This window comes from Rhizobium sp. LjRoot30, assembly GCF_964253915.1.
In the GTDB taxonomy this organism is placed as follows: Bacteria; Pseudomonadota; Alphaproteobacteria; order Rhizobiales; family Rhizobiaceae; genus Metarhizobium.
The window spans coordinates 102,033-117,009 of record NZ_CAXUSG020000014.1; the positions used below are offsets into that span (position 1 = coordinate 102,033).

Below are 14,977 nucleotides of genomic sequence, written 5' to 3' on the forward strand. Positions count from 1 at the left end.
CCCCGATCTGATCTTGCAACCGGGATCAGCCGCTCAGATCGGGGCTGGTCGGTTTGTCGTATAGTGGCCTTGCGGACCTTTTAACTTTGCACAACGGCGGACAGTTCAACTCTCCCGCCACATTCTAAGCTATTGAAATACCATATGTAATGCCACCTCATCTATTGATGATCCGCTTCCTCACACGATGGCTCACACATCGCCGGGCGATACGGCGGCGATGGCAGGCTGATGCCAGGCTTCTCGCAAGTTCGGATCCAGCCGGGTCCTACTACGAAGCACAGCGCCGTGCGTTCCATAGCCGGTCCAGTGGTGATATCGACGAGTTCTGGCACTGGTCGAAAGTCGCCAGCGAGATAGCCCGGATAGAGCCACGCGCTGAGATGGACTTCGCTGTTCTCAAAGCCTTGTCCGATCAGGAGAAAGCCGGCCGTCGCTGACTGGTGGGCTGGTCAGACAGATGCTCGGCAACAAATGCTGAGCTGGCTTCCGTGAACCATCTCTGCCGGATACCTTAAATCCCGCCGAAGCAAACCAATCCCGCTCTTTATGGATGGCGTCCTGGACCATGTCCGGATCTCCGTCGATCAACCCACTATCGGGGTCGGCTAGCAAGCTGCCGCCGCTTGTCTTCGACTGCGCGGTGATCGCGACCGTCCCCAGTCCTTTGAGGAGCCATCGAGCGGGATCGGCCCGCTCCGGACGGAGGTTTCTCACATGGCACAGGATCTTGCACTCGCCCAAAGCCACGCATTTTCGCTTTCCCGCATCCTCATGGTTCCCGTCACCCTGTTCAAATCCGGCGACGAATTCGGCGTCCTTCCGTCCGACGAACTCGATGACGAAGACGGTCTTGAGATCGTGCATGAATATTTCCCCCGCGGGTCTCATTGAGACCCGCATGCCCCTGCCGCTGGCGACTTGTTGGCCGCAAGGGAAGCTCCGCCGCGGCCGGTGCAAATCTGCACCTTGATTGCCGCGCCCTTGCCCCCTCCATTCTTCGCGGCGGAAACGAGGATGGCCGCAGGTATGCGGATTGGAAAAGAAGGGCGATCGACAAGTGATCGGAAAACAATGAAGAGAGAAGAGTTGGAGGCGCTGCGCGCCAAGGTGAGTTGCGAAGCCGTGCTGGAACGAGCCGGTTACGAAATCGATCTGAAGGAAAGCACGCGACGCGCCGTCAAATACCGGCGTAGCGGCAGCATTGTCATTGTCACGCATGACGGGCGCGGCTGGTTCGATCCACTCAGCGACGAGAAAGGCGATGTCTTCGGCCTTGCCATGTTCCTGGAAGAAATTCCATTCCCGTCCGCAACGGACGCGGTCGCGTCAATTGTCGGGTATCAACTCTCCCGGCCGGAATGGAGGTCATCGCGTTCTTCAGTGCCAGCAAAAGACATTTGCGACCGTTGGCGCAGCCGGCCCACGCCTTCGCCCGGATCCGGTGCCTGGCGCTATCTGTGCTGGGCGCGCTGGATCCCGACGGCCATCGCCCGACAGGCTATTCGAGAGGGTGTCCTGCGGGAAGGACCCTTCGGCAGTATGTGGGCGGCCCATGTCGATAGCGAGGGACGCGTTGTGGGTTGGGAGGAGCGCGGTCCCGACTGGCGTGGCTTTGCCACCGGGGGTTCGAAGGTTCTCTTCCGTTTTGGACCAAGCGATGCCTCTCGTCTCTGCGTCACAGAAGCCGCGATTGACGCGATGAGCCTTGCGGCGCTCGAGGGTTCGCGCGAGCAAACTCTCTATCTCAGCACTGGCGGTGGGTGGTCTCCGGCGACAGATGCGGCGCTTGCCGAACTTGCTATGCGGCCGGGGCTTAAAATGGTCGCGGCCACGGATGCCAATTCCCAAGGGGATGTCTATGCAGAACGATTGCTGGCGCTCGCCGAGGCGTTCGGCTGCGATTGGCAGCGGCTGCGTCCGCCGGCGGAGGATTGGAACGAGGTTCTCCAAAACAGGGAGAGGGAAAAACGGGAAAGGAAGAGCGAGAAGAACAACGAGGCCTGCCGCATGCGCGCCGGCCGCATCAAGGGAGGCTCCGCCCGGCATGCGCCGGCCCTTGACCCGGCCGGACACGAGGCCGGCAGCGCGGAAGGGGTCATGAAGGACTGAAGAGAATGGCGAGGTCGAAACGACTTGTGCTGTCTTCGGTCCAGACCCCCGAAAGGATCAAGCTGATGACCTCGATACCCCTTCCCCGCAAAATCTTCCACGGCGTGGCCAGGCGCGCCGACATGTTTCGGATGTTCGACAGGCACACGATGCGCCCCAACCGCTTTGATGGTGACCAGTCTGCCGTCTACGCCGGCGAATGGTTTGAGATCGATGAAACCTCCTACTCGTACATGCTCGACATTCTGCCACCGCTCTGGATGCGCGGGTCGGTCTTTGCGATGCGCGAATTCATGACCGGGTCGGTGACCTCGGTGTTTTATGCGATCCGGATCAATGAGGCGGTCCGCTACTTTCACACCTACTGCGACCTCTCGGACCCGGACTCTGTGGAGGCGATGCGGACCGCAATCGTTGACCGCGAAGCCCGACCAGCCCGGGCGATGAGCCGGGAAGAACGGCTTGAGCACATTTGGAGCACGACCTCCCCCGACTATCGGGGCTACGCTGGCACGCGTTGGCCGACGGCGATGCAGGGCCATCGCACGGTGATGCTCTACGGTGGCAGTGAAGGCACGTTCCTGAAACTGCTCGACACTCTGTCTGACGACGAGATCGCGGCCAAGCTGCCGGTCCATCTACGCCACCTCCCCTCAGCCCTGGCCGCCTGAGCGAGATCATCATTCGCAAACTCCGCGCCGAAAGCGGCCTTTTCCGTGGCCGAGCGATGGCGCACGCCCTCATTTCAAGGAGCTTTCCCATGAGCAACGATCCCTTTACATCAGACATGTTCGGCTCGAGCGTACTTTCGTCGGGCCTCGGACTTGGCGTGACAGCGTTCGGCGGGTTCTCGCCTGATGCCGCCAATGACGACGATCCGGATCCCCTGCCGCCAGCACCTGCACCCGCCCTCCCCGTCGCTGCCACGCCTGCCCGGCGCGCGAGGCTTCGGGCAAACTTCTATCTCGACGGCGACCGCGGGCTGGCCGCCGCCTGGAAGGATCGCGCCCGCGCCAATGTCGCGGCGATCCTTATCGCCGACGGCATTGCCAAGCAGGACCGGCCGGCGACGGCCAAGGAACAGGCGCAGTTGATCCGCTTCATGGGCTTCGGCGCCGGCGAACTGGCCAACGGTATGTTCCGTCGGCCGGGTGATGTCGATTTCCGCCAAGGCTGGGACGATATTGGTTCTTCGCTCGAGAGCGCGGTTTGCGAGAGCGATTACGCGTCGCTTGCCCGCTGCACCCAATATGCGCATTTCACGCCGGAGTTCATCATCAGCGCAATCTGGGCTGGGGTCCAGAAACTGGGCTGGCGCGGCGGCCGGGTGCTGGAACCTGGCATCGGCACGGGGCTGTTCCCTGCCCTGATGCCGGAGCCCTATCGGGACGCTGCCTATGTGATCGGGATCGAGCTCGATCCGGTCACCACCCGCATCGCCCGCCTGCTTCAGCCGAAGGCGCGGATCATCAATGGCGACTTTGCCCGCACCGATCTGGCTTCGATCTACGATCTCGCCATCGGCAATCCACCCTTTTCCGATCGCACCGTCCGCTCGGACCGCGCCTACCGGTCGCTCGGCCTTCGCCTGCACGACTATTTCATCGCCCGGTCGATTGACCTGTTGAAGCCCGGCGCGCTCGCCGCCTTCGTCACATCGCATGGCACCATGGACAAGGCCGATACCACGGCACGGGAGCATATCGCGAAATCCGCCGACCTGATCGCGGCAATCCGGCTGCCCGAAGGCAGCTTTCGCCGTGACGCCGGCACGGATGTCGTCGTCGACATCCTCTTCTTCCGCAAGCGGAAGCCCGGAGAGCCGGAGGGAAATCAGCTGTGGCTCGATGTCGATGAGATCAGGTCGGCCACCGACGACGAAGGCGCTATCAGGGTCAATCGCTGGTTTGGTCGGCATCCGGACTTCGTGCTCGGCACACACGCCCTGACCTCCGGCCCGTTCGGCGAGACCTACACCTGCCGCCCACGCGACGACGAGGATCTCGAAGCCGCCCTTGCCACTGCCATCGAGCTGCTGCCGGCCGATCTCTATGACGGCGAGCCGACACCGATCGATATCGATCTGGAGGACGAACTCGGCGAGATCGTCGATCTGCAGCCGAAGGGCGGGATTGTTCGCGAGGGCAGCTTCTTCCTCGACCGGTCGAAGGGTCTGATACAGATGCTCGACGGATCGGCCGTGCCGGTGACCGTCCGCAAGGGTCGCTCAGGCGATGGAATCCCGGAAAAACACGTTCGGATCATCAGCAAGCTGATCCCGATCCGCGATGCAGTGCGCGAGGTCCTGAAGGCGCAGGAAAACGATCGGTCATGGCGCGATCTCCAGGTGCGATTGCGCATCGCCTGGTCGAGTTTCGTGCGCGATTTCGGGCCGATCAACCACACAGTCGTGTCCGTTCAAGAGGATATCGAGACCGGCGAGGTCAAGGAGACCCATCGACAGCCGAACCTCGCACCGTTCCGCGACGATCCCGATTGCTGGCTGGTCGCCTCGATCGAGGACTACGATCTGGAGACGGACACGGCAAAACCGGGGCCGATTTTTTCCGAACGGGTGATTGCTCCGCCGGCCGCACCGACGATTACCTCACCTGCCGATGCGCTCGCCGTCGTGCTGAATGAACGAGGCCACGTCGATATCGATCATGTCGCCGAGCTGCTTCACAGCGATCCCGCAGCCGTGGTCGACGAGCTGGGCGAGGCCATCTTCCGTGATCCGGTCGATGGATCGTGGAAGACGGCTGACGGATATCTCTCAGGGGCCGTCCGCACAAAGCTTGCGGCCGCGCAGGCAGCGGCCGAGCTCGACCCCGCCTATGAGCGCAATGCCCGCGCCCTGCAGGAGGTCCAGCCGGCTGATCTCCGGCCATCCGACATCACAGCCCGCCTCGGTGCCCCGTGGATCCCGGCCGCCGATGTCGTGGCCTTCGTCAGGCAAAAGATGGAGGCAGATATCCGCATCCATCATATGCCGGAACTCGGTTCGTGGACGGTAGAGGCCCGACAGCTCGGTTATACTGCCGCCGGCACGTCTGAATGGGGAACCAGCCGCCGACATGCAGGCGATCTGCTCGCGGATGCGCTGAATAGCCGGGTGCCTCAGATCTTCGACGTATTCAAGGATGCGGACGGCGAGCGCCGGGTGCTCAATGTCGTCGATACCGAAGCCGCGCGCGACAAGCTCCAAAGGATCAAGCAGGCGTTTCAGGACTGGGTCTGGACCGATCCAGATCGCACCGACCGGCTGGCCCGCGATTACAATGATCGCTTCAACAATATTGCGCCGCGGAAATTCGACGGCTCCCACCTGAAACTCCCTGGCGCCTCTGGCGCCTTTGTTTTGTATGGGCACCAGAAACGCGGCATCTGGCGGATCATTGCCGATGGCTCGACCTATCTTGCCCATGCCGTCGGCGCTGGCAAGACGATGACCATGGCGGCTGCCATCATGGAACAGCGCCGGCTCGGGCTGATTGCCAAGGCCATGCTGGTCGTCCCCGGCCATTGCCTGGCGCAGGCGGCGCGCGAATTTTTAGGCCTTTATCCGAATGCCCGCATTCTCGTCGCTGACGAGACCAATTTCATCAAGGACAAGCGGGCTCGCTTCCTATCGCGGGCTGCTACCGCCACCTGGGATGCGATCATCATCACGCATTCGGCGTTCCGCTTCATCGCCGTGCCGTCTGCCTTTGAGCAACAGATGATCCAGGACGAGCTGCAGCTCTACGAAGACCTGATGGCCAAGGCCGATAGCGAGGACCGCGTTTCGCGCAAGCGGCTCGAGCGGTTGAAGGAAGGACTGCAGGAGCGGCTCGAAGGTCTCGCTACCCGCAAGGATGATCTTCTCACCATCTCGGAAATCGGCGTCGATCAGATCGTCGTCGACGAGGCGCAGGAATTCCGCAAGCTCTCCTTTGCCACCAACATGTCGACGCTGAAGGGCATCGATCCAAATGGCTCGCAGCGCGCTTGGGATCTCTATGTCAAATCCCGCTACATCGAGACGCGGAACCCAGGCCGCGCGCTCGTGCTTGCCTCCGGCACGCCGATCACCAATACGCTTGGCGAGATGTTCTCCATCCAGCGCCTGCTCGGTCATGCGGCACTCTCTGAGCGAGGGCTGCACGAGTTCGATGCCTGGGCTTCCTGCTTCGGCGATACAACTACGGAATTGGAGATCCAGCCATCCGGCAAATATAAGCCTGTCAGCCGCTTTGCGTCGTTCGTGAACGTGCCGGAGCTGATCGCCATGTTCCGCTCGTTTGCCGATGTGGTGATGCCTGACGATCTGCGGCAATACGTGAAGGTGCCCAACATCTCGACCGGCCGGCGGCAGATCATGACTGCCAAGCCGACGGCACTGTTCAAGACCTATCAGCAAACCCTCGGCAGCAGGATCAAGGCGATCGAGCAGCGTGAGGGTCCCGCCAAGCCCGGCGACGACATACTGCTGTCCGTCATCACTGATGGGCGCCATGCGGCGATCGACCTGCGCTTCGTCATGCCGGCGGCCGACAACGAGGAGAATAACAAGCTCAATCTGCTCGTCCGCAATGCACATCGGATCTGGAAGGAAACCGGGGAAGCCATCTATCGGCGCCCCGATGGCAAGGATTTTGAGCTACCGGGCGCTGCCCAGATGATCTTTTCCGATCTCGGCACGATCAATGTCGAAAAGTCCCGCGGTTTCTCTGCCTATCGCTTTATCCGCGACGAGCTAGTCCGGCTCGGCGTGCCGGCATCGCAAATCGCCTTCATGCAGGACTACAAGAAGACCGAGGCAAAGCAGCGGCTGTTCGGCGACGTCCGTGCTGGCAAGGTACGGTTCCTCATTGGAAGCTCGGAGACGATGGGCACCGGGGTCAACGCCCAGCTTCGGCTGAAGGCGCTCCATCACCTGGATGTGCCATGGCTGCCGTCGCAGATCGAGCAACGGGAAGGCCGGATCGTTCGCCAGGGCAACCAGCACGACGAGGTCGATATCTTCGCCTATGCCACCGAGGGTTCGCTCGATGCCAGCATGTGGCAGAACAACGAGCGTAAGGCTCGGTTCATTGCCGCGGCCCTGTCGGGAGATACCTCGATCCGGCGGCTCGAAGACGTTGGCGAGGGGGCGGCCAACCAGTTCGCCATGGCCAAGGCGATCGCATCCGGCGATGAACGGTTGATGCATAAGGCAGGCTTGGAGGCCGATATCGCACGGCTCGAACGGCTGCGGGCCGCCCATGAGGACGATCAATATGCCGTACGCCGGCAGATGCGAGATGCAGAGCGCGAAATCCAGGTCTCGACCCGGCGCATCGGGGAAGTCGGCGAGGACATCGCCCGCGTCCGGCCAACCAAAGGCAATACATTTACGATGACGGTTCTCGGTCAGAACCAGACCGAGCGCAAGGAGGCCGGCCGCGCGTTGATGAAGGAAATCCTGACCTTGCTCCAACTTCAGCAGGAGGGCGAGGTGCATCTGGCCACGATCGGCGGGTTCGATCTTGTTTACGGGGGCGAGCGCATCGGCAAGGGTGACGGCTATCGTTACGAGACCGTGCTCCAGCGTACCGGGGCCGATTACGAGATCGACCTTGCGACTACGGTGACGCCCCTTGGCGCGATTTCACGTTTGGAGCATGGGCTTGATGGCTTTGACGAGGAGCAGCGCCAATATCGCCGTCGGTTGGAAGAGGCCGAGCGCCGGCTGAATTCGTATCAATCGCGCATCGGTGGTACCTTCCAGTTCGCTGAGGAGCTTGGCGCGACAAGGAAGCAACTTCGCGAGATCGAGGAAGAACTGGCTGCCTCCGCCATTTCCGAAGCAGACCAGATCGCCGCATGACACACGTAAGCCCAAGCCGCTCTTGTCGCCTGGGCTCCACCCTCGTCAAGGCTTTGACCAGATGGCAGGCCGATCCTTGAAATCCCTCAACCTCGATAATATTTAAGGACCACTTCCCGTTCAGATGATGCTCCGCACATGGCGCTTTGCCCATGGCTTTCGACGTCGTCCGGGTTAGACAAAGGGCGCTCCCCCTCGCGGGTCGAGCGCCCTTTTTGCGTCTATCTATCCAGCTGAGTTTTGCGCGCCCTTTGCACCTTCTGCGTCCGTGGCCCGCCCTTTCAAGAGAGAAACGGAGAAGAAGGAGGAGGGAAAAACCGATCGCCGATCGGTCCTCCTGCCGACGCAGCTGCTCAACCGCCACCTGCGCTATCCCGGCTACTCGTTCTTCGCAGGGCTGTCAGCTCCGCTTGTCCTTCGCAGCAGGGATGCTCGGTCGCAGTTGCGTCAGTCCGGCCGTTCGGCGGTCCGGGAGGTGTCTTCGAGAAAAATGAAGACAGGAAGGGCTGGCATGGCGCCGGTCCGGAATTCTCTAGACAAGGACAAATCCCATGCAGATCATGAAGGTTGACCCGCGCGCTCTGAAGGAAAACCCCGACCGGATGCGCCAGTCGAAGTCCTCGCCGCAGGCCGATGCGCTCATGCTGGCGACGATCAAGGCAGTCGGCATCGTCCAGCCGCCGGTGGTCGCGCCGGAAACCGATGGTGGAAACGGCTACATTATCGACGCCGGGCATCGTCGGGTGCGCCTCGCCATCGCCGCAGGCCTCGAAGAAATCGAAATCCTCGTGGCCGACGCCGCCAACGACAATGGCGCGATGCGCTCGATGGTCGAGAACAGCGTCCGCGAGCCTCTGAATCCCGTCGATCAATGGCGCGGCATCGAACGGCTCGTTGCTCTCGGCTGGACCGAGGAAGCGATCGCCGTCGCTCTCGCCCTTCCCGTCCGCCAGATCCGCAAGCTGCGTCTACTCGCCAATGTCCTGCCGGCCATGCTGGAACAGATGGCCTTGGGCGATATGCCATCCGAGCAACAGTTGCGGGTGATCGCGGCCGCCGGCCAGGTCGACCAGAAGGAGGTCTGGAAGGCGCACAAGCCCAAGAAGGGTGACACAGCGCCCTGGTGGCAGATTGCCAATGCCCTGACCAAGAAGCGCATGTACGCCAAGGATGCGAGTTTTGGCGATGATCTGGCTCAAGCCTACGGAATCGAATGGGTCGAGGACCTCTTCGCGCCGGCAGACCAGGACGGTCGATACACCACCAATGTCGAGGGCTTTCTCGGCGCCCAGCACGAGTGGATGACGAGCAACCTGCCGAAGCGCGGCGGGATCGTCGAAGTCAACAGCTGGGGCCAGCCGGAACTGCCGAAGCAGGGATCCCAAGTTTACGGCAAGCCGTCCAAGTCCGACCATACGGCGCTCTACCTCGATCGTGACGGCAAGGTCCAGACGGTGCATTACCGCATGCCCGAGGCGGCGAAGCCGAAGGGTGCTGTTGGCGACGGATCGGTCACTGGCGGCGATGACGCCGACGCAGTCGTTACGTCGAAAGTCCGGCCAGACGTAACGCAGAAGGGCCACGACATGATCGGCGATTTCCGCACCGATGCCCTGCACGATGCGCTCGGTCGCGCGCCGATCGAGGATGATATGCTGATGGCGCTGATGGTCCTGGCCTTCGCCGGCCAGAATGTCCGCGTCGACTCCGGTGCAGACGGGACCTTCTACGGCGGCAAGCGCTTTTCGCGCCATGTCGTGGGCTTGTTTGACGCGCATGGCAAGCTCGCCTTCGATCAGGATACGCTTCGGGTTGCGGTTCGCTCCGTGCTGATAGATGTGCTTTCTTGCCGTCGGGGCATGTCGAACAGCGGCATGGTCGCGCGCATCGCCGGCGAGGCGATCGGCGCCGACGCGTTCCTGCCAAACATGGGCTCGGAAGATTTCCTCTTGTGCTTGTCGCGCCCGGCACTGGAAGCCTCTTGCGCTGAGGCATCGATCCAGCCGCGCCCGAAGGTCCGCGAGACGCGTACAGCGCTCGTCGAGCATTTCGCAACTAAGCACTTTGTCCATCCGTCGGGTCGATTCGCACCGCCCGCTGACGAACTGCTCGACTGGATCCAGGCAGGTTCCCCTATGGATGTCATCGGAGCGGGCGACGGCGGACAAGCTGACGACCCAGCTGATGACCAGGGAGAGCAGATCGACGAGGATGCAGTTCACGATGCTCTGCAGGCTACAGACGTCGCAGCCGATGACGAGCACGACCAAGGCTTCGATCAGAGGGCAGCAGCATGACCGCCGCCCTCAATTCGAACATGGCAGCATCCACCCCCGATCTTTCCGGGGTGGAGTTTGCCACCAGCGCGGATGGCTTGCCGGTCGCCCGCATCGGTGATCTGGTCCTTGCCATGATCACATCACCCAGCGGCTTTGCGTTCCTTGCGAGCGCCCTCGCGGATCGTCGGCCGCTCGCAGATCTGACGCGCGCCGACTTCATCGGGCATGAAGGTCGGGTGGCTGAAGAAACCGAATTCCGGGCGCGTGTCGCCGAGACCGCGGGGCATAAGCGCGATCTGGCCAAGCTCAACCGCGTGCAGACCCGCACGCGGGTCAGCACACCTTGGGGTGGATCGCAGATGGCGGTCATTTATGCCGAAGGCGTCGTCGCGCACATGACGGCCGGCCACGGTGGCTTCCACCTCTCGGCCGACCGCAATGCCAAAGTCCATTCGCTGCTTCGGAAGGACACCCCTTGGTATGAAGAGGACTGCGAATGGGCGATCGTCGCGATAAGTTTCCCGGACCTGTTCACCGCTTACGAGCGGTCGATGGCAGAAAAGACCATCCGCAGTTCCTCGCCCGACGTCTGGGAGAAAATCCATGGCCGCACGCTCGCCGAGGGTGAGAGCTGGGCCAGGGATCGCCGGGCGTTCGATCAACGCCATGCGGTGGACTACATCGTTATATCGGCAATCTTGTCCGATCAGCGCCCCGGCATGACGGAGGTCGTGGCGAAGATCGGCGGAGGTCATATCCGCGATGGCGAAGAACGCCGCTTTCTGGTGGCAAGCGACGAATATGCGGGGCGGGGCCGGTTCGGCTTTGTCATCGATCTCGCTCGCCACGCTGAATATGACGGGCCGTCTTCCTTCATCGGCTGGCGAGGCCGGGGGGATGGGTCATGATCGACGTCCGCATGTCGAAACCGCTGGCGAAAGCAATCGGCGCCCGGCGCGAGACCGAGCGCCATCTCGATTGTCTGGCCCGTCAGATTGCGGCGCGCGCCGGGAGACAGGCGACCACGGTGAAAGTCCGGAGCCGCGCGCGGCGCCGGTCCAGTCCGCGTCTCTACCATCGGGAGCTCTTCGACCGCTTTGCCTTCGAGCGCTGAGTCGAACTCGACACGATCGTCTGCAGGCTGGCGATGCAGGAGCAGGTCATCGGCGATTTCCAGCGTCGCGACTGCGAGCCTGTGCTGCGTCCGGCGATATAGGAGGACCCGAGGCGAAAGCACCTTTCGATGTCCTACCCGGCTTCGATGTCATCGTCAGGGGGCTTGGCCATGTCTGTCGCTTGCCTTGGGATTGATATCGGACCCGTGCCGGACTGCCCTTCTTGTTCGCTGCGGTCTGAACCGGCGGCCGGTTGTTTCAAGGCCGCTGTCGCGCCGCGGGGCGGCCGGTCCAGCCTCCCTGCGCGAGGGCAGGCTCGCGGTCTGCTCAGGCCAAGGCCTGCTGGTCCGCAAACCTGCTCTGCTGGCTCAGTTGGATCGGACCTGTGAAGCCGCCCGTCCTTTGCCGGTTCTGGTCGTCCGCATCGAAGGGCAGACCGGCACGGGCCGGAACCGCTTCGGCAGCCACGGAAGGAACAAACATGGCCAAGCCCGCCACCCCCAATCGCTCCAACGCACGGGTCTCGCAATCTCGCCGCGGTACCACCCTCGAAATGGTCCGCCTCTCCTGCCCCGACGCGGTCCAGGCGCATAAGATCGCAGAAAGCTTCGGCACGGCCATCGTCGACAGCGATGGCATCCGCAGCCTGCATGAGCGGCTGATCGTCGAGACCACCGAGAGCCTTTCCGAAGGCCTCGGCGAGAAGGCCATGCAGATCCATCTGCAGCGTATCGTCGGAGCCTTTGTCGGATCCGCGCACGGCGCCGGGCAGTTCTACTCCCGTGCGGTCACCGAGGCGCGCGACGCAACGGCGAAGGCGTCGAACGACACCCGCGATGAGGATCTCGATGGTCCGGTCGGCTACGATAGTGCCGCCCAGCGCAAACGGGAGTTCGCGGCCGACATGGGTGTCCAATCGCACGCGCTGCGCATGGCAGCCGAGGGCGCAGTCGCCGCCTATGAAGAGGTCATCGGCGAGACCTGGAAGCCCTTCGACCGGCCGGTCGAAAATCCGGGCGCATCGCTCGACCGCAAAGCGGCCGAGGCTCAGTTGGCCGCTTTCGGATAACACATTGGCGGGGTCGCACCCCGCTCTTTCTTCATGTTCCGAGGCAGGCGCTCGCAGGCGCCGGCCTTTTTCATGTCGAGAAGAAAGGCTGAAGACGCGCCTATCGCGGCCCGTCCCGGTCGGCGGTCCTGCAGGAGCCGGGCGCCCATGCAACGGCTTCGCCGTCCTCCACGCTGTTACGGCCGTTCCGGTGCATGGCTGCATCGGCCCCTGACTTCGGACCTCCGTGACTGACCGCGATAGGCGCGGTCCTGAGAAAAGGAGAAGAAATCATGACGAGGAAAGCGGAATCGGACCGTGCGGATATCTACACGCGGATCACCGATCGGATCGTTGAAGATCTCGAACAGGGCGTGCGCCCCTGGATGAAACCGTGGAGCGCCAACAACACGCATAACCGCATCAGCCGGCCGCTGCGCCATAACGGCCTCCCCTATTCGGGAATGAACGTGCTGCTCCTGTGGTCGGAGCAGGTATCGCGGGGCTTCTCCTCCTCGATGTGGATGACCTTCAAACAGGCGCTGGAACTGGGCGGGGCCGTGCGAAAGGGCGAAACGGGCTCGACAGTCGTCTTCGCCAGCCGGTTTACCAAGTCGGTGGTCGACGGAAACGGCAATGATGTCGATCGGGAGATCCCGTTCCTCAAGGCATATTCTGTGTTCAATATCGAGCAGATCGATGGTTTGTCCGACACCTATTATGCTCCGCCGGCCAAGATCCAGGATCCCGTCGAGCGAATAGAGAGCGCCGATCTCTTCTTCCGCAACACCGGCGCCGCGATCCGGCACGGCGGCAATCAGGCCTACTATTCACCGGTCATGGACTACATCCAGATGCCGCCCTTCGAGGCGTTTCGCGATGCAGCCGGGTATGCGGCCGTCCTCAGCCACGAGGCGACCCATTGGACGGCGGCGGAACATCGCGTCGGACGAGATTTATCGCGCTATGCGAAGGACCGGACGGATCGCGCGCGCGAAGAACTCATTGCTGAGCTCGGCAGTTGCTTCCTCTGCGCCGATCTCGGTATCGCGCCGGAGCTCGAGCCGCGGCCGGACCATGCGTCCTACCTGAAGTCGTGGCTTTCAGTGCTGGCCAACGACAAGCGGGCGATCTTCCAGGCGGCGGCCCATGCGCAGCGTGCTGTAAGTTTCCTGCATTCCTTGCAGCCGGAAGCGGAAGTGAAGGCTGCGGCCTGACGCTCAGTCGCGGTTGTCACCGCCTGTGGCGACCGCGTGATCCATGTCCCGTTCGTCCTTGAGACCTTGTGCGATGTCAGCATCAGCCTTCCCCAGATTGACGGTTTTTGAGCGTCGGGTTTGGGTTTGCGGGTCGGTCTACGTTCGACAATAAACGGCTTGGCCTGCTGGCGCATTGATCCTCCAGGTGGCAATCCGCGAGTGAAACGATATCGCACAGGGTAAGTTGGGCAAGCGGGCCTATTATGTGAGGTGCTCGTGTCCCCGAATGAAACGAGCAACGACGGTCGAAGCGGGGGATGGCGCAAGATGCCATTCGTGCCCGGGCGAGAGCGGCGGAACACCATTGCCATATCCCTTCACGTCAGAGTTTCCGGCAACCCATCTGCGGGCTCGATGAGGCATGTCTGACCGGAGACCGGCTGCGCCTCGATCGTCTTCCCGCAACGGCAAGCCGCAGATTTCTTACCTCGGAAGGCTGCGCCGTCCTCCTCGCCCACTAACAAATCTGCGACTTGCCGCCCTCCATTTCATTACGGCCCTATTGGGTGCGGTCCGATCGTCACCGGTCTTTTGACAGCTATCGAGGTCGCGATGGGCGCGGCCCGAACACGAGAAAAGGAATACGACAATGGCAACCATCGGCACATTCACCTCCACCGAAAACGGCTTCACCGGCTCCATCCGCACGCTCGCCCTCAACGTCAAGGCCCGCATCGCCCGGGTCGAAAACCCCTCCGACAAGGGTCCGCAGTTTCGCGTCTACGCTGGTAGCGTCGAGCTGGGCGCCGCCTGGCAGAAAACCTCCGAACAGGGCCGCGACTACCTCTCGGTCAAGCTCGACGATCCGAGCTTCCCGGCTCCGATCTACGCAACGCTCGCCGAGGTCGAAGGTGAGGATGGCCTCCAGCTCATCTGGTCCCGCCCGAACCGGGACTGATCGACATCACGGGGCTCCGCCGCCGGCGGAGCCCTCTCCTCTGCCGAGAACTCAAAGCCGGACCCGGCATCGAGCCAGGTCCGGCTTTTTTGGTGGCATACGGAAACGGGGGATAGCTGCTCAGATCTGTCGAGGATGCCGGGCCGGAATGACGGCCTCAAGGACGAGCGGTTCCCCCAATTTCGCGCGAACGCTCGAAGAGCGCCCACACGAAATCGGCTCCCCCACTCGCCGCCGCTGGCGGTCGCATCCGCGATCCCTGACCCCGCCATCCCGTCCCGCCCTGCGAAATCGTCTTTCACAAACTCAAGGAGATGAGACGATGACGATCGAACAGCACATCGAAGAACTGCGGGCCTTATCTTGACAGTCTGCACCGACTCTACCGACCTTGGCTACGTCGATGCGCATGCTG

General features: G+C 62.4%; 11 protein-coding genes. 9 read left to right on the forward strand and 2 right to left on the reverse strand.

Annotated elements, in window-relative coordinates:
* Positions 1 to 399: 399 nt before the first annotated feature.
* Positions 400 to 867 (reverse strand): hypothetical protein, encoded by a 468-nt coding sequence (locus ACSQ3I_RS23195; RefSeq protein ID WP_436002848.1) that lies wholly within the window; start codon positions 865 to 867, stop codon positions 400 to 402.
* A 207-nt stretch (positions 868 to 1,074) separates the two neighbouring features.
* Between ACSQ3I_RS23195 and ACSQ3I_RS23200 the strand changes: the two genes are divergently transcribed.
* From ACSQ3I_RS23200 to ACSQ3I_RS23225, 6 genes are all read left to right on the forward strand, one after another.
* On the forward strand, positions 1,075 to 2,112 hold the full coding sequence (locus ACSQ3I_RS23200) for a DUF3991 and toprim domain-containing protein (RefSeq protein ID WP_436002818.1): 1,038 nt from the start codon (positions 1,075 to 1,077) through the stop codon (positions 2,110 to 2,112).
* Between the two features lie 65 nt (positions 2,113 to 2,177).
* Positions 2,178 to 2,783 carry a DUF1419 domain-containing protein gene (locus ACSQ3I_RS23205; protein WP_436002820.1) on the forward strand — a complete coding sequence of 202 codons (606 nt, stop codon included), beginning with the start codon at positions 2,178 to 2,180 and terminating at the stop codon, positions 2,781 to 2,783.
* A gap of 89 nt (positions 2,784 to 2,872) precedes the next feature.
* Positions 2,873 to 7,963, forward strand: a complete 5,091-nt coding sequence (locus ACSQ3I_RS23210; RefSeq protein WP_436002822.1) for a DEAD/DEAH box helicase family protein — start codon at positions 2,873 to 2,875, stop codon at positions 7,961 to 7,963.
* A gap of 551 nt (positions 7,964 to 8,514) precedes the next feature.
* On the forward strand, positions 8,515 to 10,260 hold the full coding sequence (locus ACSQ3I_RS23215) for a ParB/RepB/Spo0J family partition protein (protein ID WP_436002824.1): 1,746 nt from the start codon (positions 8,515 to 8,517) through the stop codon (positions 10,258 to 10,260).
* Positions 10,257 to 11,150: a DUF7007 domain-containing protein gene (locus ACSQ3I_RS23220; protein ID WP_436002825.1), complete on the forward strand. Its 894-nt coding sequence runs from the start codon at positions 10,257 to 10,259 to the stop codon at positions 11,148 to 11,150. Before ACSQ3I_RS23215 ends, ACSQ3I_RS23220 begins: the two co-directional genes overlap by 4 nt.
* Positions 11,147 to 11,356 (forward strand): hypothetical protein, encoded by a 210-nt coding sequence (locus ACSQ3I_RS23225; RefSeq protein WP_436002827.1) that lies wholly within the window; start codon positions 11,147 to 11,149, stop codon positions 11,354 to 11,356. The genes ACSQ3I_RS23220 and ACSQ3I_RS23225 overlap by 4 nt, the downstream gene beginning before the upstream one ends.
* Before the next feature lie 328 nt (positions 11,357 to 11,684).
* On the opposite strand, the gene ACSQ3I_RS23230 is transcribed toward ACSQ3I_RS23225, so the two are convergent.
* On the reverse strand, positions 11,685 to 11,840 hold the full coding sequence (locus ACSQ3I_RS23230; protein ID WP_436002829.1) for a hypothetical protein: 156 nt from the start codon (positions 11,838 to 11,840) through the stop codon (positions 11,685 to 11,687).
* Here ACSQ3I_RS23230 and ACSQ3I_RS23235 point away from each other — a divergent pair.
* The 3 genes from ACSQ3I_RS23235 (at position 11,839) to ACSQ3I_RS23245 (ending at position 14,562) form a co-directional block, all read left to right on the forward strand.
* Entirely contained in the window at positions 11,839 to 12,426 is a 588-nt protein-coding gene (locus ACSQ3I_RS23235; RefSeq protein ID WP_436002831.1) for a hypothetical protein, read from the forward strand. The two genes, ACSQ3I_RS23230 and ACSQ3I_RS23235, sit on opposite strands and share 2 nt — an antisense overlap.
* Before the next feature lie 272 nt (positions 12,427 to 12,698).
* Positions 12,699 to 13,622: an ArdC family protein gene (locus ACSQ3I_RS23240; protein ID WP_436002833.1), complete on the forward strand. Its 924-nt coding sequence runs from the start codon at positions 12,699 to 12,701 to the stop codon at positions 13,620 to 13,622.
* A gap of 631 nt (positions 13,623 to 14,253) precedes the next feature.
* Positions 14,254 to 14,562: a DUF736 domain-containing protein gene (locus tag ACSQ3I_RS23245; RefSeq protein ID WP_018326263.1), complete on the forward strand. Its 309-nt coding sequence runs from the start codon at positions 14,254 to 14,256 to the stop codon at positions 14,560 to 14,562.
* Positions 14,563 to 14,977 lie beyond the last annotated feature (415 nt).